Source organism: Exiguobacterium sp. s163 (assembly GCF_018617135.1).
Classification (GTDB): domain Bacteria; phylum Bacillota; class Bacilli; order Exiguobacteriales; family Exiguobacteriaceae; genus Exiguobacterium; species Exiguobacterium profundum.
Map to the genome: position 1 here is coordinate 188,881 of NZ_JACSJN010000006.1, position 18,974 is coordinate 207,854.

20 protein-coding genes are annotated in these 18,974 nt (G+C 47.5%); 12 read left to right on the plus strand and 8 right to left on the minus strand.

Annotated features, from left to right (window positions below):
* Positions 1-6: 6 nt before the first annotated feature.
* The 4 genes from KNO71_RS14950 to KNO71_RS14965 are packed head-to-tail and all read left to right on the plus strand — an operon-like array spanning position 7 to position 3,779.
* Positions 7-1,113 (plus strand): ABC transporter ATP-binding protein, encoded by a 1,107-nt coding sequence (locus KNO71_RS14950; protein ID WP_047795864.1) that lies wholly within the window; start codon positions 7-9, stop codon positions 1,111-1,113.
* The gene (locus tag KNO71_RS14955; RefSeq protein ID WP_015880886.1) at positions 1,100-1,921 is read left to right on the plus strand and encodes an ABC transporter permease; all 822 of its coding nucleotides are present in this window, start codon (positions 1,100-1,102) and stop codon (positions 1,919-1,921) included. The genes KNO71_RS14950 and KNO71_RS14955 overlap by 14 nt, the downstream gene beginning before the upstream one ends.
* A complete protein-coding gene (locus KNO71_RS14960; protein ID WP_047795862.1) occupies positions 1,918-2,712 on the plus strand; it encodes an ABC transporter permease in 795 nt (264 codons plus the stop codon). Before KNO71_RS14955 ends, KNO71_RS14960 begins: the two co-directional genes overlap by 4 nt.
* On the plus strand, positions 2,709-3,779 hold the full coding sequence (locus KNO71_RS14965; protein WP_214689244.1) for an ABC transporter substrate-binding protein: 1,071 nt from the start codon (positions 2,709-2,711) through the stop codon (positions 3,777-3,779). Before KNO71_RS14960 ends, KNO71_RS14965 begins: the two co-directional genes overlap by 4 nt.
* 40 nt (positions 3,780-3,819) lie before the next feature.
* Here KNO71_RS14965 and KNO71_RS14970 read toward each other — a convergent pair whose 3' ends face one another.
* The 3 genes from KNO71_RS14970 to adh form a co-directional block, all read right to left on the minus strand.
* On the minus strand, positions 3,820-4,545 hold the full coding sequence (locus KNO71_RS14970) for a nuclease-related domain-containing protein (RefSeq protein ID WP_078146388.1): 726 nt from the start codon (positions 4,543-4,545) through the stop codon (positions 3,820-3,822).
* 119 nt (positions 4,546-4,664) lie between these two features.
* Positions 4,665-5,027, minus strand: a complete 363-nt coding sequence (locus KNO71_RS14975; RefSeq protein WP_214685609.1) for a DUF779 domain-containing protein — start codon at positions 5,025-5,027, stop codon at positions 4,665-4,667.
* A 1-nt stretch (position 5,028) separates the two neighbouring features.
* On the minus strand, positions 5,029-6,549 hold the full coding sequence (gene adh / locus KNO71_RS14980) for an aldehyde dehydrogenase (protein WP_078146389.1): 1,521 nt from the start codon (positions 6,547-6,549) through the stop codon (positions 5,029-5,031).
* A 221-nt stretch (positions 6,550-6,770) separates the two neighbouring features.
* Here adh and KNO71_RS14985 point away from each other — a divergent pair, with 221 nt between their 5' ends.
* Positions 6,771-7,304, plus strand: coding sequence for a YceI family protein (locus tag KNO71_RS14985; protein ID WP_015880892.1), 534 nt, complete (start codon positions 6,771-6,773; stop codon positions 7,302-7,304).
* 26 nt (positions 7,305-7,330) lie between these two features.
* Here the strand turns inward: KNO71_RS14985 and KNO71_RS14990 are convergent, their stop codons facing one another.
* Positions 7,331-8,314, minus strand: a complete 984-nt coding sequence (locus tag KNO71_RS14990; protein ID WP_015880893.1) for a metal-dependent hydrolase — start codon at positions 8,312-8,314, stop codon at positions 7,331-7,333.
* A gap of 88 nt (positions 8,315-8,402) precedes the next feature.
* Here KNO71_RS14990 and mutY point away from each other — a divergent pair, with 88 nt between their 5' ends.
* The 4 genes from mutY to KNO71_RS15010 all read left to right on the plus strand — a co-directional run bounded on the left by mutY (position 8,403) and on the right by KNO71_RS15010 (position 12,269).
* On the plus strand, positions 8,403-9,437 hold the full coding sequence (gene mutY, locus KNO71_RS14995; protein ID WP_214689245.1) for an A/G-specific adenine glycosylase: 1,035 nt from the start codon (positions 8,403-8,405) through the stop codon (positions 9,435-9,437).
* Positions 9,424-9,849: a hypothetical protein gene (locus KNO71_RS15000; RefSeq protein ID WP_214689247.1), complete on the plus strand. Its 426-nt coding sequence runs from the start codon at positions 9,424-9,426 to the stop codon at positions 9,847-9,849. Before mutY ends, KNO71_RS15000 begins: the two co-directional genes overlap by 14 nt.
* A gap of 89 nt (positions 9,850-9,938) precedes the next feature.
* Positions 9,939-10,481 (plus strand): nucleoside tri-diphosphate phosphatase, encoded by a 543-nt coding sequence (gene ntdP / locus KNO71_RS15005; protein ID WP_015880896.1) that lies wholly within the window; start codon positions 9,939-9,941, stop codon positions 10,479-10,481.
* A 39-nt stretch (positions 10,482-10,520) separates the two neighbouring features.
* Positions 10,521-12,269, plus strand: a complete 1,749-nt coding sequence (locus KNO71_RS15010) for an ABC transporter ATP-binding protein (RefSeq protein WP_047795859.1) — start codon at positions 10,521-10,523, stop codon at positions 12,267-12,269.
* A 32-nt stretch (positions 12,270-12,301) separates the two neighbouring features.
* Here the strand turns inward: KNO71_RS15010 and KNO71_RS15015 are convergent, their stop codons facing one another.
* From KNO71_RS15015 to KNO71_RS15025, 3 genes are all read right to left on the minus strand, one after another.
* Positions 12,302-12,697 (minus strand): thiol-disulfide oxidoreductase DCC family protein, encoded by a 396-nt coding sequence (locus KNO71_RS15015; RefSeq protein WP_015880898.1) that lies wholly within the window; start codon positions 12,695-12,697, stop codon positions 12,302-12,304.
* 53 nt (positions 12,698-12,750) lie between these two features.
* Entirely contained in the window at positions 12,751-13,983 is a 1,233-nt protein-coding gene (locus KNO71_RS15020) for an MFS transporter (protein WP_214685615.1), read from the minus strand.
* A gap of 117 nt (positions 13,984-14,100) precedes the next feature.
* Complete coding sequence (locus KNO71_RS15025) at positions 14,101-15,399, minus strand: glutamate-1-semialdehyde 2,1-aminomutase (RefSeq protein ID WP_015880900.1); 1,299 nt, start codon at positions 15,397-15,399, stop codon at positions 14,101-14,103.
* A gap of 191 nt (positions 15,400-15,590) precedes the next feature.
* On the opposite strand from KNO71_RS15025, the gene perR reads away from it, so the two are divergent.
* Entirely contained in the window at positions 15,591-16,022 is a 432-nt protein-coding gene (gene perR, locus KNO71_RS15030; protein WP_031421138.1) for a peroxide-responsive transcriptional repressor PerR, read from the plus strand.
* A gap of 37 nt (positions 16,023-16,059) precedes the next feature.
* On the opposite strand, the gene KNO71_RS15035 is transcribed toward perR, so the two are convergent.
* Entirely contained in the window at positions 16,060-16,419 is a 360-nt protein-coding gene (locus KNO71_RS15035; protein ID WP_031421140.1) for a YgzB family protein, read from the minus strand.
* Positions 16,420-16,521: 102 nt separating this feature from the next.
* Between KNO71_RS15035 and KNO71_RS15040 the strand changes: the two genes are divergently transcribed.
* Together KNO71_RS15040 and KNO71_RS15045 are read left to right on the plus strand one after the other, a co-directional pair.
* Positions 16,522-17,463, plus strand: a complete 942-nt coding sequence (locus KNO71_RS15040; RefSeq protein WP_251026393.1) for a nucleotidyltransferase-like protein — start codon at positions 16,522-16,524, stop codon at positions 17,461-17,463.
* A gap of 39 nt (positions 17,464-17,502) precedes the next feature.
* On the plus strand, positions 17,503-18,675 hold the full coding sequence (locus tag KNO71_RS15045; RefSeq protein ID WP_214685617.1) for a substrate-binding domain-containing protein: 1,173 nt from the start codon (positions 17,503-17,505) through the stop codon (positions 18,673-18,675).
* Positions 18,676-18,974 lie beyond the last annotated feature (299 nt).

An 18,974-nucleotide genomic window follows, 5' to 3' on the forward strand; every position in this document is an offset into this window, starting at 1 on the left:
AACAGCATGAATGCAGAGACAATTATTCGTTTTGACCACGTGTCAAAGCGTTACGACGATACAGTCGTCCTTGAAGATATCAGTTTTGAGATTGAGCGTGGGAAGTTTTATACGCTTCTCGGTCCATCGGGATGTGGGAAGACGACGATTTTGCGTCTCATCGCTGGATTTACCGATGCGACCGAAGGAGATATTCACTTCAGCGGGAAGCGGATCAACGATGTGCCGGCCAACAAACGACAAGTGAACACCGTGTTCCAAGATTATGCGCTGTTTCCTCATTTAAACGTATTTGAGAATGTCGCATTCGGTCTCCGCATTAAAAAATTGAAAGAAGCAGATGTGAAAGCGAAAGTGGAGCAGGCTCTCAAGTTTGTTAACTTAGAAGGATACGGCTCGCGCGAAATCGATGAGATGTCAGGTGGACAGCGCCAACGTGTCGCCATCGCCCGCGCAATCGTAAATGAGCCGGAGGTCATTCTCCTCGATGAACCGCTCTCTGCCTTAGACTTGAAACTTCGTACGGAGATGCAATATGAACTTCGTGAGTTACAGCAACGTCTTGGCATCACCTTCATTTTTGTCACACACGACCAAGAAGAGGCGCTCGCCATGTCGGATGAGATTTTCGTCATGAACAACGGGAAAATTGTTCAGAGTGGGACACCGACTGATATTTATGATGAACCGATCAACCGTTTCGTCGCAGACTTTATCGGTGAATCCAATATCGTGCCGGGTGTCATGCCGGAAGACAATGTCGTCACGTTTGCTGGTAAAACGTTTGACTGTGTCGACCAAGGATTTGACCGCAATGAAAAAGTTGAGGTCATCATTCGTCCGGAAGACTTAGAGATGACATCGGTCGATGCAGCGAAACTCGTTGTCGACGTCGATTCTCAATTGTTCCGAGGTGTCCACTACGAGATTTGCTGTTATGACCAAGAAGGAAACGAATGGCTCGTCCACTCGACGAAGAAATCAATCGTCGGATCAAAAATCGGATTGACGTTTGACGAAGAAGCGATTCACGTCATGCGACTAGGTGAAACAGAAGAAGAATTTGACCGTCGTCTCGAATCCTACGAGGAGGTCCCTCATGAATCAAACTAATCAGACCGCAAAGACGGTATATTTGACGACCTATTGGATTTGGATCGCCTTGTTCGTCATCGCACCACTCGTCCTCGTCGTCTATTATTCCTTTTTTGATATCGATGGGAATTTGAGTTTAGAAAACTATCAGACGTTCTTCACGTCGACGTATTTGTCGATGACGCTCTCGTCGTTCTGGTATGCGTTTCTCATTACGTTCTTCTCGTTACTCGTCGGGTATCCGACGGCATACTTGTTGACGAAGACGAAGCATAAACAGCTTTGGCTCTTGCTCATCTTGCTGCCGTCATGGATTAACTTGTTGTTAAAGGCGTATGCGTTCCTTGGTATTTTTGGAACGTACGGGATTACGAATCAATTTTTAGAAGCCATCGGTATTGGGACGAAACAGATTCTATTCACCGATTTCAGTTTCGTCTTTGTTTCTGTATACATCTTCATCCCGTTCATGATTTTGCCGATTTACAACGCCATTGAGAAGTTACCGCCATCACTCGTCTACGCATCCCGTGATTTAGGTGCATCGAACTGGACGACATTCCGACGTGTCATCTTCCCGTTGACGCTTGACGGTGTCAAATCGGGGATTCAAATCGTCTTTATTCCGGCATTATCGCTCTTCATGATCACCCGACTCATCGCCGGGAACCGAGTCATCACACTCGGTACAGCGATTGAACAACAATTCCTTGTCACGCAAAACTGGGGGATGGGCTCGACGATTGCCGTCTTCCTCATCTTGGCGATGGTTCTTGTCATGGTCGTCACACGTGACTGGGGTGCGAAAGGAGCGGTTCGTCGATGAAACGTAAACGATTCAAATTATCAAATCTATACTTGGCGGCCGTGTTCTTCATCTTGTATGCGCCAATTCTATATTTGGTCTTCTACTCGTTCAACAGTGGCGGAACGATGAGTAACTTCGAAGGGTTCACCCTCGAATGGTACAAGTCGCTCTTCACGGACACGAGACTTCTCGTCATCGTCTTGAATACGATCGTCATCGCGCTGCTCTCGGCGACGATTTCGACCGTGCTCGGTGTCATCGGGGCACTCGCCATCTATACGGCGAAACAAAAGTATACGAAGACGTCCCTCTTATCATTGAACAACGTCTTGATCGTGAGCCCGGACGTCATCATCGGGGCCTCCTTCTTGATCCTCTTCACGATGCTAGGGATTCAGTTAGGCTTTTATTCGGTTCTCTTGTCGCACATCGCCTTCTCGGTTCCGATTGTCGTCATCTTGGTGTTGCCAAAACTTCAAGAGATGAGTCCGACGTTGATTGATGCGTCACGTGACCTAGGTGCCAGCACGTGGGACGTATTGACGAAAGTCATTCTGCCATATATCACGCCAGGGGTATTTGCCGGTTTCTTCACGGCACTCACCTATTCGTTAGATGACTTTGCTGTCACATTCTTCGTGACAGGGAACGGCTTCACGACGCTCGCCGTAGAAGTCTATTCGCGGGCACGTCAAGGTATCTCGCTTGAAATCAATGCGTTGTCTGCGATTCTGTTCCTCTTCACGCTCATACTTGTCATCGGATATTATGTGTTGGCGCAACGAGGGTCAAAGGAGGTTAGACGATGAAAAAACTAGTCATCATGTTGGCTGTGCCATTGATTGTCAGCTTTGGTCTCCTTCTTTGGATTCAGCAACTGAATGCTGCGCAAGGATTCGGCGGCGACAACACACTGGTCGTCTACAACTGGGGAGATTATATCGATGAGGACTTGATCGGTGAGTTCGAAGAGCAGAGCGGGTTGAAGGTCGTTTATCAAACGTTCGACTCGAACGAAGCGATGCTTACGAAAATTGAGCAAGGCGGTACGGCCTTTGATGTCGCCGTTCCATCCGATTATGCGATCAGTAAGATGAGAGAGGAGAACCTCCTTCTTCCGATCGATTACGATAAACTCGAAAACTTTGATAACATCGATCCGCGTTTCCTCGATAAATCGTTCGACCCGGGTAACAAGTACTCGGTCCCTTATTTCTGGGGTACGGTCGGGATCGTCTACAATCCTGAACTAGTCGATGGTGAGATCACATCATGGAACGATCTTTGGGAAATGCCGCTCGAGAACGACATTCTCCTTGCGGACGGGACACGTGAAGTGATGGGCTTCGGCCTGAACTCGCTTGGGTACTCCCTCAACACGACGAATAAAGATGAGTTGATTGAGGCGGAAGAAAAGTTAACGACGCTTTGGCCGAACATCAAAGCGATTGTCGGAGACGAAATCAAAATGCTGATGGCGAACCGTGAAGCAGCGGCAGCCGTCGTCTGGTCCGGGGATGCGTCAGAAATCATGTATGAGAACGAAGAACTGACGTATGTCATTCCGGAAGAAGGCACGAATCTCTGGTTTGATAACCTCGTCATCCCAAGTACGGCAAAAAACGTGGACGGGGCACATCAGTTCATCGACTTTATGTTAGATGCTGAGATTGCGGCACGTAACACGGATTATGTCGGATACTCAACACCGAACGAAGCGGCTCTCGAATTCTTGGATGAAGAAGTCACATCGGATGAACGATTCTACCCGTCTCGTGAAGTGACACAGGACCTTGAAGTGTATGAAAACCTAGGGAAGCGCATGAACGCTTACTATAACGAATTGTATTTACGCTTTAAAATGCAGAGTAAATGACGAAACATCCCCGCGCTCATCTGAGTACGGGGATGTTTGTTTACTGCTTGATTGTCGATTTGATGTCTTCGATATGTTTCAAGGTGACAGTCGTGTCGACTTGTGTGAAGGAGTGTAAGATTTCGTACAGGCGGACTTGCTCATCGAGATCGAAAATAAAATCTTGGTAGGTGATCAGCTCTTTGATCCACTGTTGGCGATTGAGCACAGGGACCTCGGCAGATTCGATTTGTTTGAGCGTCGAACGATTGCTGAATACAATCCATGAGTGGAGATGGGTTCGGTCCACTCCAAGCACTTGCTCGATGGCTTTGAGATGTAATTCATTTTGTTTGATCGGATTGAAGAAACGATGCTTTTTACGGCGGGGGAGTGTCTGTGTCCAGTATCGGTCACGTGCCCGACCGAATATCCAACCGCTATAGTTTTTAGATTCGATGACATGTACCCCGGATTGGTTGATCAGAATGACATCGATCTCAGTGGTTCGATCTTTTTTAGAAGGATGGGGGAGATACAGGTTTGTCAAAATCAACGGTTGAAAGAACTTTGACTCAATCTCCGCCACACATAGATACTCTCCGAATAGACCGGTGTCTTGAACCACTTTGAAGTAAGAATGTCGAGTTTGTTGAGAATATTGACTGTTTTGATAACGTTTGACCTTATAGATGATGATGAGTGTGAGGACGAGAAATATGGGTGCGAATATGCTGATCAAGGTGACGAAAATACCTTCGAACAATTCTGTTAGTAGTGAAGCCATCAAATCCCTCCCTTTGTATCCACTATACAAGAAGCGAGATGATTCATATGTATATTTTTTACAATCGAGGATAATCGTTTTCTACATCATAAAGGACCCATCGAAATGGGTCCTTTTGCTTAGGTTTCATGCTTCAGCGCCTCACGCTCTTCTTTTGTAAAGACTCGAGAACGTCCTAAAAATCGTTTCCCTTCGACACCTTCGAGTGAAAACATACCACCCCGACCATCGACCACATCGATGATTAGTTGTGTATGTTTCCAATAATCATACTGTTTCTCATGGATATAGAAGGGCGTCTCGCCGATTTCACCGAGAAGAACGTCGTGGTCGCCCACCATGAACTCGTCACGTGGGAAACACATGGGAGAACTCCCGTCACAACATCCTCCTGACTGATGAAAGAGGAGGGGACCGTGTTTCGATTTGAGACGTTCGATGAGTTCGAGCGCGGCGGGGGTGGCCTCGACTCGTCTCACCATCTTAGAAGAACCCGAGTTTTTGTTCGCTGTAGCTGACGAGCATGTTTTTCGTACGCTGATAGTGACCGAGCATCATCTTATGGTTCTCACGTCCAATCCCAGACATTTTGTAACCACCGAATGCAGCATGTGCCGGATAGGAGTGGTAACAGTTGATCCAGACACGTCCTGCTTGAATTTCACGACCGAAGCGATATGCACGGTTCATGTCTCGTGTCCACACGCCTGCCCCGAGTCCGTAAAGCGTATCGTTCGCGATGGCGAGTGCCTCCGCATCGTCTTTGAACGTCGTGACGGATAAGACCGGTCCAAAAATCTCTTCTTGGAAGATTCGCATCTTGTTATGGCCTTTGAAGATCGTCGGTTGAATGTAATACCCATCCGCGAGCTCTCCGTCCATCATGTTGCGCTCTCCACCGATTAGGCATTCTGCGCCCTCGTCTTTCCCGATTTGGAGATAAGACAGGATTTTCTCCATCTGTTCGTTCGACGCTTGTGCACCCATCATGACATCGGCATCGAGTGGGTTGCCGAGCTTGATTGCTTTGACGCGTTCTAGCACGCGTTCCATGAACTTGTCATAAATCGACTCTTGAATCAAGGCGCGAGATGGGCACGTACAGACTTCCCCTTGGTTCAAGGCGAACATGACGAGACCTTCAATCGCTTTATCAAAGAAATCGTCATCCGCGTCCATGATGTCGGCAAAGAAGATGTTTGGTGACTTTCCACCAAGCTCAAGCGTGACAGGGATGATGTTTTGAGAAGCGTATTGCATAATGAGGCGACCCGTTGTCGTCTCACCCGTGAAGGCGACTTTATCGACACGGTCACTCGATGCGAGCGGTTTTCCTGCTTCGAGACCGAAACCGTTCACGATATTGATGACACCAGGTGGTAATAAATCTTCGATGAGTTCCATGAGAACCATGATTGAAGAAGGGGTTTGTTCTGCCGGTTTTAAGACGACACAGTTTCCGGCAGCGAGTGCCGGCGCGAGTTTCCACACCGCCATCAAAATCGGGAAGTTCCACGGAATGATTTGAGCGACGACACCGAGCGGCTCATGGAAATGATAGGCGACCGTATCATGGTCGAGTTCACTGATGCCACCTTCTTGTGAGCGGATGACCCCTGCGAAGTAACGGAAGTGGTCGATGGCGAGCGGAAGGTCAGCGTTGAGCGTTTCCCGAACGGCCTTCCCATTTTCCCATGTTTCCGCGTAGGCGAGCATTTCGAGGTTCTCTTCCATGCGGTCTGCAATTTTATTCAAGATGACAGAACGTTCCGTGACAGACGTTTTGCCCCAATCGTCTTTGGCTGCATGAGCGGCATCCAAAGCAAGTTCAATATCCTCTTTCGTTGAGCGGGCGACTTCACATAATACTTTCCCATTTACAGGAGATGTGTTTTCAAAGTATTCTCCACCAGCCGGTGCGGTCCACTTTCCGTTAATGTAGTTCTCATAACGGTCCTTAAACTGTACTTTCGTTCCTGCTGAGTTCGGTACTTCATAAATCATGATCGTTCCTCCCTTTTCATACGAGATAAAGGAGTTATGTATGCGCTTACATTTAGCAGTAAGCGAACGACTCCCTTTTTTTGATCGTAACGGTATGATGTGATAAAAGTCAAAATTTTTTGACAATAATTTGTCAATCTTTTGTAAAGACGTTTTGAACTCAAGATTTGTGGAAATGACTAGATTGTACACATTAATTCATCCATAAGGAGTGAGTCACGATGGCTAAGACATATCAGATTGACCCGGCGCATAGTTCGATCACGTTCACGGTCAAACACATGATGATTTCCAAGGTGAAGGGCGAGTTCAAAGAATTTGATATTAAGGCGAACGGTGAGCCGAGCGATTTAGCGAATGCGAGTGTGAAAGTGACGATTCAGGCAGCATCGATCGACACCAACAACACGGATCGGGATAATCACCTCCGTTCAGGCGATTTCTTCAATGCCGAGGAACATCCGCATCTCGTCTTTCATTCAACCTCTTTCCGTTCAAAAGGAGGCGGAGAATTCGAATTGACAGGGGATTTAACGATTCGAGGAACGACTCGGGAAGAGACGTTTGAAGTGGAGTATGAGGGAAGCGCAAAAGACCCATGGGGCAATACGAAACACGCCTTCTCCGGAGAAGGGTCGCTCAACCGTGAGGACTATGGATTAACGTGGAACCAAGCGCTTGAGGCGGGTGGTGTCCTCGTCGATAAGAAAGTCAAATTCGAGTTCGAGCTCCAATTCACTGAATCGGAAGCATAAGAAAAGTCGCTCATCTGAGCGACTTTTTATTGTTCGTATACCAATTTTTTCTGAAGGCTGTCTTCACTAAACACCCAACCTGTAAACGATGACAACACGTCATTCGTCTGCTCGTCGACGATAACGACGGCAACAAACGGATACATGTTTTTAGAGAAATAACGCAAGTTTGTGAAGCGGTATTCGATCATCCCGTTATGGCGTGTCACGGTGTACGTGTGAATTTTAGAAAATTCGAGGAACGCCTGTAAGTCAGCATTTTTCCGAGCCTCTACGAAATGGAGGTCTTCTTCTCCTGGCATCGGTTTGTCGCGGAAGCGACCGCATTCGATGACTTTGCCTTTTTTCACTTTTACAGCTCCGAGCCCATCGCGGAAACGGACGGCGACATGCCAGTCATCCCAACCGATTCCTGGTGAGATGAACAATTCATGTGCCCCTGCAAAGTGTCTCGCCACGGTAGCGAGCGCACGGTTACGTAATTTAAACTGAATGGCATAGTAACTGATGACAAGCGCAATAAGCAGTGCAAAAATAGGGACAGTCGCACCCGTTATCATCCATAATGCATATGCACCGTAATAAGCGGAGAACAAGTACGGATCAAACGTCCCGATCACGCCCCAGCCGATCCATTTTTTCGAAAAAGGTTGTAGCGCTTGCGTCCCGTAGGCATTGAACAAGTCGACCGTGACATGGAGCAACACGGCGATTTGTGCCATGACCCATAGAGAGGCAGGATTGACGCCGAGGACCGTCCCGATGACGGCGCTGACGATGATTGGCCAAGCAAGAAGCGCGGTGATTCCATGTGAACGACCACGATGTTGGCGTAAATACGTACTATTTCCTTTTAACTTAAAGACGGTGTCGAAGTCTGGTGCATGTGAGCCGACGAGAGCCGTGGCTGTCATGGCTAAAAACAGTTGTGCATCACCTGACACTTCCGGGCTGAGCGTCGCGATGGCACTTAATCCAAGTCCCATACCAATGTGTGTCGCAGTATCCAATGTGCGTCAGCACCTCCATCAATAATGAAAGAATTACGTCATCTATTCCTATTTATCATACAATATTTTTAAAACGAGGGGAAACACAATGCTTAATCTTGATAAATTGTTCACAAATTATAATATTCATCATTTTAACGAGGAACTCGTCACCTGGTTCAATCGCGAAAAGCGTGATTTACCTTGGCGTCATGCGAAAAATCCTTATCGCGTGTGGGTGAGTGAAGTGATGTTGCAACAGACACGAGTCGATACGGTCATCCCATATTACAACCGGTTCATGGAACGCTTTCCGACGCTCGAAGATCTCGCAGCTGCTGACACGGATGAGGTCGTAAAGTATTGGGAAGGGCTCGGGTACTACTCTCGCGTCCGGAACTTACATGAAGCGGTCAAAGAAGTCGCTTCTGTTTACGAGGGAATCGTCCCGGAGGAGAAAGAACGTTTCGAGAAACTAAAAGGGGTCGGACCGTATACGACGGGAGCCGTACTGTCGATTGCCTACAATCAACCGGAGCCGGCTGTGGATGGAAACGTCATGCGCGTGATGTCCCGTCAATTCGGAATCTATGACGACATCGCACTGCCGAAGACACGCAAAATCTTCGAACAAGTCGTTCGTCGATTGATGGACCCGACTCACGCATCCGATTTTAACGAGGGAGTGATGGAGTTGGGTGCTACGGTCTGCACACCGAAAAATCCGATGTGCTCGCTCTGTCCCGTGCAAGACACTTGTTATGCATATGCGCATCATGTACAAGATGAGCTACCGGTCAAAACGAAGAAGGGAGCAGCACGTGTCGAAATGTATGACGCGCTATGCATCGAGAAAGACGGAAAAATCGCATATGAACAACGACCGGACAAAGGGTTGCTCGCTGGGATGTGGCAATATCCGCTTATGGATCGAGGAACGGGGGAACAACTTAACGGAACGTATCTCGGGCAAGTGAAGCATGTCTTCTCTCATATCGTCTGGTATATCGATTTATATCGTGTCGATACGCTTCCGACGGATGACGTCGTCTGGCTAGACGCTTCGGAGCGTGAGGTGAAGACGGTTTCTGTTGCTCAACAAAAATTAGAACGATTGGCAGGTGACGAACGTGAGACGATTTGAGGTAGAGTCGACATATGATACGACGGTAGATGTGCTTTGGGATTTGTTACAGGATGCCTCGCTTTTGACGAAGCTGACAAAGTTTCCTAAAGTACGCTTAGAGGGGGACGGCGCCTCGGTCGAAGGGAATGAAGTGAAGTTGTTCGTTGGGGTCGGTCCGGTGGAACTGCCATGGACCAGTGCCATCACCGTTGTGGGGAACCAGGCATTCTGCGATCAAGGAAAGAGGTTACCGTTTCCGTTCAAGCGGTTCACACACGTGCATCGGGTTGAGTCGCGTGATGGTAAGGCGGTCATGATCGATGAAGTAACGTTCGATAGCTATGTTCCGAACATACTCGTCGAGTATTTCGTGCTTCGGCCGATGTTCCAAGAACGGGCGCGGGCCTTCCAAAAAACACTAAATTCATGAAAATAAGAGATTTCCTTTTTCATTGGTTCTGAAAGTCGCTATAATTAAATATGAGAATTGTATAGCATCATAGCGGAAAGGAGGAGCTTATGAGCTTATTTCCCAAAGCAGGTAGCAAAATCGAGATACAGAGCTACAAGCACAACGGAACTTTGCATCGCGTTTGGGAAGAAACGCTCGTCCTTCAGTCGTCAAAAACGGATATGATCGGATTCAATGACCGCATCATGGTCAGCGAGTCAGACGGTCGGCAATGGAGAACGCGAGAGCCGGCAATTTGCTACTTTTCATCTGAGTATTGGTTCAATGTCATCTGTATGATTCGCGAAGACGGGATTTACTACTACTGTAATCTAGGTTCGCCGACTACATTTGATGGGGATGAACGTGCCATCAAATACATCGATTACGATTTGGACATCAAGGTGTTCCCGGATATGTCGTATACGATTTTAGATGAAGATGAATATGAGCGGCATCGTCGCGAGATGAATTATCCGAAAGCGATTGATCGAATCTTGAAGCAGAACGTGCAAGAACTGATCAACTGGATTCGAGGACGGAAAGGGCCGTTCAACCCAACATTCGTCGATGAATGGTATCGCGAATACGAAGCACGTTATCGGAGATGATTCCTCATCTCCGCTTTTTTTCTTAAGTCAGGAGGCATTATGGGTAGTATTAAACGTTATTTGCAGTTTGTTCGTCCGTATAAGAAACAGATTGCCCTCACCATTTTCGTCGGGATTTTGAAGTTTTCCATCCCGCTCGGATTACCGTTACTTTATAGATATGTCATCGATAACTATTTGACGGATGATGCGCCGAAGCAGGACTACACGACGCTCGTCTGGTTATTCAGCATCGTTTTCTTCGTCTTCCTGGTCCTCAAGCCGCCGATCGAGTATTTGCGTCAATATTTGGCGCAGTGGGCCGCGACGCGTGTCTTGTTCGATGTGCGGAACCGGTTATTCGACCACGTCCAGAAGTTGTCACTCCGCTATTATTCAAACAATAAGACGGGACAAATCATTTCACGGATTATCAACGACGTCGAACAGACGAAAGACTTCGTCATCACCGGTCTGATGAATATTTGGCTCGACATGATCACCATTCTTATCGCCATCGGGATCATGTATACGATTGACCCGCAACTCACGCTGATTGCGATTTTACCACTTCCGTTTTACGCGATCGCAGTCCGCTATTTCTATGGACGGTTGCGTCGTTTGACGCGTGAACGGTCGGCGGCACTCGCTGACCTACAAGGGCATTTGACAGAGCGCGTCAACGGGATGGCGGTCATTCGGAGTTTTGCGCTAGAGCCATATGAGAATAAGGCATTTGAACAACAGAACGGTGGCTTCTTGAACGCGGCACTCAAACATACGAGTTGGAACGCCAAGACGTATGTCGTCGTATCGACCATCACTGACATCGCGCCGATCCTCATCTTCACGACGGCATCGTGGCTCGTCATTCAAGAAGCGGTATCGCTCGGGACGCTTGTCGCGTTCATCGCGTATATCGACCGACTCTATGCGCCGCTCGGTCGTCTCGTCAACTCGGCGACGACACTCACGCAGTCGGTCGCTTCGATGGACCGTGTCTTTGAGTTCTTGGATGAGACATATGATATCGAGGAGAAACCGAACGGGTTCGTCCCGTTGTCGACAGCGGGTAAAATCGACCTTGAGCATGTGAGTTTTTCGTATGAACAGGACGGGACACGAGCGTTGAACGATGTGAACCTTCAAATCCGCTCCGGGGAACGCGTGGCGTTTGTCGGAATGTCCGGTGGAGGGAAATCGACACTCGTCAGTTTGATTCCGCGTTTCTATGACGTGACGGATGGAAGCATCAAAATCGACGGCATCGATGTGCGTGATTTCAAATTACGTGCACTCCGCGACCAGATTGGGATGGTCATGCAGGATTCGGTCCTCTTCAGCGAATCGGTTGCCATGAATATTCGGATGGGAAAACCGGATGCGACGGATGAGGAAGTCATCGCGGCGGCCAAGGCGGCGAACGCCCATGAGTTCATCTCGAAACTACAGGACGGATATGCGACACCGGTCGGGGAGAAAGGTGTCAAACTGTCTGGTGGACAGAAGCAGCGGCTTGCGATTGCACGCGTCTTCTTGAAGAATCCACCGATCTTGATTTTAGACGAGGCGACGAGTGCGCTTGATTTAGAAAGTGAAGCGATGATTCAAGACTCGCTGGCCCGTCTGACGAAAGGACGGACGACGTTAATCGTTGCCCACCGCTTGTCGACCATAACGGACGCCGATCAAATCGTCGTCGTGGATAACGGTCAAATCATGGAGACGGGAACGCATGAAGAGTTGATGCGTCGTCGCGGGGCGTATTATGATCTGTATATGATTCAAGATTTAGCCGTAGTCGAATAATAAAAAAGTCGAGTCCTATGGGCTCGACTTTTTTAGCGGTCTAAAAATCGTTTACGAACATCCGGGGAAGGGAGTGTGCACACTTCCTTTTTCCCAAATAGACGTGTCCGATGTTTGGCGAATAACGCATATCCATGATCACGAATCGGTCTAGGTATGAAACGAATGAGTCGAAGCAGGCGCCAACGGCCATCAAGGTGTTCGGCAATTCGAATCGCAGCGTCTGATTTTAAGTAAGGAACCCCTTCCTCAATATAGACGATGCTGTCGACTGATTCCGGGATCCGGTGTCGTGTTCGGAGCGACTGACCGACCTCGCTTTGGAGCGAAGCAAAGTGAATCGAGGCGTGTCGATCATGACGAATGATGAACTGGACACTGGCATCACAGAAGTTGCAATCGCCATCAAATAAAACAATCGCAGGCAAGTACTTCGCCTCCTTCATCGTACTGTTTTACCGTTTTGTCTTCATGTTAAACGTCAAGCAGCGAGTTGGCGAGCAGGTTGCATCTTATAGAGCGATACATAATACAAGTAAGCACCGAGGGCACCGAAGACGAACATGTAACCGCTCATCAAGACCGGACCGATGAACGCGCCGACGACAATGCCTGCCGCGGCAACCAATTTGGCTCCGTGGAACGTGAGGCCGCCGAATGCAAGATAAGAGGCACGGCGTTCAGGGTCGAGGAGGTCAACCTGTTTCACTTGTCGAATCGGCGAGTAGAGGAGTTCGCCAATTGTGAAGATAATCGCGAGTACGGTCAGGACGATAAAGGAGTTCATCGAGGTAATGGCGGCGTATGCTGTGATATATAACGATAAACCAATGAAAAATATGGTCTTCTCTTTGAAACGTTTGACGAACGCAGTAACCGCAAACGTGATGGCGACGACGAGCAAGGTATTCTCTAGTTGCATAAACGCCATCATGCGAACCCCATCAACAGGTATTCCGAGAATTTGACGACTTTCGAATGACTCTGCTAAATGAACACCGATATAGTTCGCCATATGAAACTCGGTCGAAAAGACGAGCATACTTCCAAATACGAATGTGATCCATCGGCGGTCGCGTAACGCGATTTTATAGTTTTCGATGACACCATGAATCGGGTTTGACGGTGTTGAGCGGTTGCCAGTATATGTGTCGACCAAGAAACGTTGAAGAATGATTGTGGTCACAGTGAGAATGACCGTCATACCGATAAAGAGAGCGAAACGATGGTCGCGATAAAAGGCGCCGCCGAGCATGACGCCTCCGGCAATCGCTAAATTGACGAGCCAGTAGTCATACACGTAGATGGCTTTTCGATTTGATTCTTCCATAGAATCGATGACAATCGCCTCAAGTGCCGGATAGTTCAATCCGTTCGAAATGGCATGTCCGAAGTAGAGGATGGCAACGATGAGTGCCCAGTTATTCGATGGGTGAATCGCGATGGTCATCCCAAGAAAACAGATGATTTGAATCACCTGACCAATCTGTAAGACAACCTTCCGATTGAACCGATCGGAAAAGTATCCACCGAATAGACCGGTCAAGTAACCGACGATAACGAATGAGGTCATGATGATACCGGCTGGCACTTTCCCCAACTCTTCTGAGAAATAGAGTGCCATGAATGGGAAAATGGCTGATCCGACGATTCGAATGCAAAATCCGCAAACGAGTCGTAAGCGGACATTTAATGGAAAATCATTAAATTTCATATGGTGAGCACCTCCTTGGTTCTACTGTAATGGGGGACGGTACTCAGTAAAAAGAGACACTTTTTTTGAAGATGTCCCCTTTTAGATGAAAAAAAGAGATGCTTGCGCATCTCCTTCTTACAATTGGGCAAACGAGCGATTGACCGCTTCGATTGTCTCTTCGATATCTTGTTCCGTATGCTCTGTCGTCAAGAACCAGGCTTCATATTTTGATGGAGCCAAGTTCACGCCATTCTCAAGCATCAACTTGAAGAAGCGTCCGAACTTCTCACCATCTGACTTTTCCGCACCTTCATAGTCGGTGACGATTTCATCCGTGAAGTAAACGGTAAGGGCACCTTTTAAGCGGTTGAGCGTGATCGTGACATCATGCTTTTCTGCCGCCTCGCGGATGCCGGCTTCCAGTTTCGCACCGAGTGCGTCTAATTTCTCATAGACACCAGGTTGCTCGAGCACTTCCAGGCAAGCGATTCCTGTCGCCATCGAGGCCGGGTTACCGGCCATCGTGCCGGCTTGATATGCAGGTCCGAGTGGGGCGACCGTCTCCATGATTTCAGCCTTCCCGCCGTAAGCGCCGATCGGTAGACCACCACCGATGATTTTACCAAGTGCCGTCATATCTGGTTCGATGCCATACACTTGTTGGGCACTTCCGTATGTGAAACGGAACGCCGTGATGACTTCATCATAGATGACGAGTGCGCCGTGTTCATGTGTGATGTCGTTGACAGCTTGGAGGAAACCTGGCTTCGGTTCAACGATTCCGAAGTTCCCGACAATCGGTTCGACGAGCACACAAGCGACCTGGTCTCCCCATTCTTTCATCATCTCGCGATACGCTTCGACGTCGTTGAACGGGACGGTGATGACTTCTTTGGCAGTGGCTTTTGTTACACCTGCAGAGTCCGGAGAACCGAGCGTCGCTGGACCACTACCTGCTGCAATCAGCATGAGATCCGAATGTCCGTGGTAACAACCGCTGAATTTCACAACAAGTTCACGACCAGTGTAAGCACGGGCGACTCGTACCGTCGTCATGACGGCTTCTGTTCCGGAGTTGGTGAATCGTACCTTATCCATCGAAGGGATGGCTTGTTTTAGTTTCTTCGCAAATTCAACCTCGAGACGGTGTGGTGTCCCGTATAATAAACCTTTTGAAGAAGCGTTCATAAGCGCTTCATGAATGTGTGGATGGGCATGGCCGGTAATGATTGGACCATATGCCGCCAAATAATCGATGTAGCGATTCCCGTCTACATCATAGAAATAGGCGCCTTCGCCGCGTTCCATATAAACAGGGGCGCCGCCACCAACTGCTTTAAATGAGCGGGATGGACTGTTGACACCTCCGACGATGTGAGTGAGTGCATCTTGGTATAATGCATCGGATGACTGACGATTTGATGAAGTAGTCATATGTATTGCCTCCTTATTCAAATTCGCACTTATTGTATCATAGCCGTCAACCGCATAAGCTCAGTGTTTGACGAGTAGTTGAGAAATCAGTACACTATTTATAAAGATTACTATGTAAGAAATAAGTTAATGTTCAAAACTATTTCGCATGAATTTTATAGAAGAAATGAGGGATTGACGTGGGAAGCGAAATGCTTGACCATGCTGTTCAGTCGCTCCGGGAACATGGAGTCAGAATGACGCCTCAGCGCCAGGCCATTTTGGAGTACCTCGTCACGGAGCATAGTCACCCGACAGCGGATGACATTTATAAGGCACTTGCCGCACGGTTTCCAAATATGAGTGTGGCCACTGTATATAACAACTTGCGCGTTTTTAAAGAGGTGGGCCTCGTTCAAGAGATGAACTATGGGGACGCCTCGAGTCGTTTTGACTTTGTGACGTCGAAGCACTATCACATCATCTGTGATACGTGTGGAAAAGTCGTCGACTTTAACTATCCTGTATTAGATGAAATCGAATCGGTTGCATCACAATTGACTGGATTCAAAGTTGATCGTCACCGTCTTGAAGTGTACGGAACGTGCCCGTCTTGTCAGTCTGAACAATCGCAAACACATTAAAAAACCACATCCGACGGCTCGGATGTGGTTTTTTGTGTTAGTCCGTTTGTTGTGACTGACGTTTGTTATATTTCTCATCGAATTCTTTTCCTTCGAGTGAACGGTCGATTGTGAGCGGCTCGTCGCAGTGCATACATAAGTCGACGCGTCCGAGCATCTTCGTCTCTTTTTCACAGTTCGGACAAGTCACGATGATGGCTTTTGTCGAGGCCATCCCGACGATGAAGTAAAGAGCAGAGCTCGCAAGTACCATGACAAATCCAAGAAGCATGAAAATAATCATGAGCCAGGTGATGGATTTTGCGAGAAGACCGAGATACATGACACCGATCCCGCCGAAGATAAGAAGTAATGCTATATTACGTGCGCGGTTGATTTTGTTCCCCCGTTTTTTCATGAGTGAATCCCTCCAATAGTCTGTCTCTATCATAGCTCATCTTGAAACGAGTGAGAAGTTCCTGCACTTTTTCGGCAGGAGTTTTTTGAAAAGAGGGCGAATTTGGTTCGTATCGAAAATGACAATCGTCATATATATAGTCAACTTGCGATTGGGAGAGAAGGGGTCCAGATGACGATGGAATATGCGACTCGCACCATTTACTCAGAATATGCTGCATTAAAAACGACACTCGGGATTATTGAAGTGAAGAAAAAACGGGCACGTGATCCGTTGACGGATCAGTCGGATCGCCTGCTCATTGTGATTGAAGCAAAACCAGAACCGTTTTGGACGGTGAAACACTATCAGGTCGGTCAAGAAAAAATCGTCCTGCACGTAGTCAGTGACTCGATGATGGATCGCTGGATTGTCTTGAATGAAAATCGGCGAGCCATTCATTGGATTGAAGACGGAATCGTCTTGTTCGAACGAAATGAGTACATTTTAGAGTTACGACAGCGCAACCGTAATTTAACGAATCGGGAACAACGTTTACAACTCTCAATCTCTTTCGCAAAGTTGTTGCGTCGGTTTGAAGACGGACGTTATCTATTTTTAGAAGGGGAGTTCCAAGACGCCTTCACTCAGATTCATCATGCCCTCACTCACCTGGCACGCCTCTCGATTCTTGAGGCGGGGATTCATCCGGAAATCGTATTGTGGGAACAGGTACGAGCCATTGACCTCGAAATTTATAAGCTGCACGATGAATTGGTCGGAGGACAAGAATCGCTTGAACAGCGCATCCACCTTGTCGTCATTGGCATGGAACATTTGATTCAATCGAAAGTGTTGCCGGGGACGTTGTTATTACTTCAGACGATGCAGGAGAAAGGCGGAGCGTGGACGTTCTCAGAATTGATGGAACATCCGAATTTGAATGAGCTCCGTGTCGACCTTGGAAGCATCATTGGTTTTTTAGTGAAAAAAGGGTATGTTCGAACGGTCACGAGACCGACGAAAGGGGTCGGGGTAGAGGCAGTGCTTTATGAGATTGCTTAACTTCCCTTTCCTAGGAACAATGAGGAGAAAATCAGTTATATGAAACTATTGAGATTTAGCGTGGGAACCGTCTTTATTTTATTTGTCACGATTGTGATTTCTGTCTTTGTCGCCCTTTTTACGATGGGAGACCCCATCACACTTGGGCGACCGATTATTTGGACGGTATGGTATATGGCCGTTCTACTAATCATATGTATGGGACTCTATGATTTTTCGTCCTTTTCAAAACAAAAGATTCGAAGAGTTCTCGGCTGGGGTGCGTTAGTCGGTGCTGTCCTCTTCGCTTCTGTGAAAGGATATTATATGTATCAAGATAGTTTGAAGATTGAGGAACGCGGTGTGGAGTTGATGGATTATCAGCCGTTCACGGATTCAGAACAATTGGCGAGACTCGATCACGAGGCTTCGGTGAAGTTTGAGGAAGGTTTGCCGCGATTAGATGGAGCGACAGCGCTCTATCCGATGTACGCTTCATTCGTGGAAGCAGTCTATCCGGACTCGGAAACGTATGATCCATATAATGATCAAACGAGTAAAGTCGTGTCGACGACAACACCGGAAGCGTACAGCCGACTGATGAACGATCAGACCGACTTGATTTTCGTCGCTGGTCCATCTGACCGTCAATTGAAGGTTGCGAAACAAAAAAACGTTTCTTTACATATGACGGCGATTGGAAGGGAAGCATTTGTGTTCTTCGTCCATGAAGATAACCCGGTCGATTCTTTGACGATGGAACAAGTTCGGGGGATTTATTCAGGAGACATTCGGAATTGGGAAGAGGTCGGAGGGGACTCGGAATCCATTCGTGCTTTTCAACGACCGGAGGACAGTGGCAGTCAAACGGCGTTACAAAAGATGATGGGCGAACAAAAGCTCATGGAGGCGCCGGTAGAAGATGTTCCTGAAGGGATGGGTGGAATCATTCAACAAACTTCATCGTATCGGAACCATAAAAATGCGATTGGATTCTCATTTAGATACTATGCGACAGAAATGGTGCATGACTATGAAATCAAGTTACTTCGTATAGATGGAATCGAACCGACCGTTGAAACGATTCAGGATGGATCGTATCCACTGACTTCTGAATTTTATGCGGTGACTACGGAAGAGAAGGCAGAGCGATATGAAGAATTTCTAAAATGGCTCGAAAGCGAGGATGGGCAAACGTTAGTGGAGAAGACGGGCTATGTCCGTCTCGATTAATACAAAGCAGAAGGTTTACTTTTCATCATGTTGAGGGGAAGTAAATCTTTTTTTATTTTTATTGTTTTTTGTATTGACGAAGTGGTAAATAGAGATTATAGTTATAAACGTTGTCACGGCAAAAGATTATTTCAGAAAAACAATTTGTGAAAAAGTTGTTGACGAAAACAATCAGAACGTGATAGATTAATGAAGTCGCCAAGAGCGGCAGACGAACTTTGAAAACTGAACGATGAGGCAAAAATAAGTTTTACCATTTTTGAATGAAGCGCAAGCTTCGTCAATTTAAGAGCTATATC

Coding starts and splice junctions, on each gene's coding strand:
- KNO71_RS14950 (WP_047795864.1), top strand. CDS start 7: ATGAATGCAGAGACAATTATTCGTTTTGACCACGTGTCAAAGCGTTAC.
- KNO71_RS15025 (WP_015880900.1), bottom strand. CDS start 15,399: ATGACTACTTCATCAAATCGTCAGTCATCCGATGCATTATACCAAGAT.
- KNO71_RS15045 (WP_214685617.1), top strand. CDS start 17,503: ATGAAACTATTGAGATTTAGCGTGGGAACCGTCTTTATTTTATTTGTC.
- KNO71_RS15020 (WP_214685615.1), bottom strand. CDS start 13,983: ATGAAATTTAATGATTTTCCATTAAATGTCCGCTTACGACTCGTTTGC.
- adh (WP_078146389.1), bottom strand. CDS start 6,549: ATGATTTATGAAGTACCGAACTCAGCAGGAACGAAAGTACAGTTTAAG.
- perR (WP_031421138.1), top strand. CDS start 15,591: ATGCTTGACCATGCTGTTCAGTCGCTCCGGGAACATGGAGTCAGAATG.
- KNO71_RS14970 (WP_078146388.1), bottom strand. CDS start 4,545: ATGGCTTCACTACTAACAGAATTGTTCGAAGGTATTTTCGTCACCTTG.
- mutY (WP_214689245.1), top strand. CDS start 8,403: ATGCTTAATCTTGATAAATTGTTCACAAATTATAATATTCATCATTTT.
- KNO71_RS14960 (WP_047795862.1), top strand. CDS start 1,918: ATGAAACGTAAACGATTCAAATTATCAAATCTATACTTGGCGGCCGTG.
- KNO71_RS14985 (WP_015880892.1), top strand. CDS start 6,771: ATGGCTAAGACATATCAGATTGACCCGGCGCATAGTTCGATCACGTTC.
- KNO71_RS14975 (WP_214685609.1), bottom strand. CDS start 5,027: ATGGTGAGACGAGTCGAGGCCACCCCCGCCGCGCTCGAACTCATCGAA.
- KNO71_RS15010 (WP_047795859.1), top strand. CDS start 10,521: ATGGGTAGTATTAAACGTTATTTGCAGTTTGTTCGTCCGTATAAGAAA.
- KNO71_RS14965 (WP_214689244.1), top strand. CDS start 2,709: ATGAAAAAACTAGTCATCATGTTGGCTGTGCCATTGATTGTCAGCTTT.
- KNO71_RS15035 (WP_031421140.1), bottom strand. CDS start 16,419: ATGAAAAAACGGGGGAACAAAATCAACCGCGCACGTAATATAGCATTA.
- ntdP (WP_015880896.1), top strand. CDS start 9,939: ATGAGCTTATTTCCCAAAGCAGGTAGCAAAATCGAGATACAGAGCTAC.
- KNO71_RS14955 (WP_015880886.1), top strand. CDS start 1,100: ATGAATCAAACTAATCAGACCGCAAAGACGGTATATTTGACGACCTAT.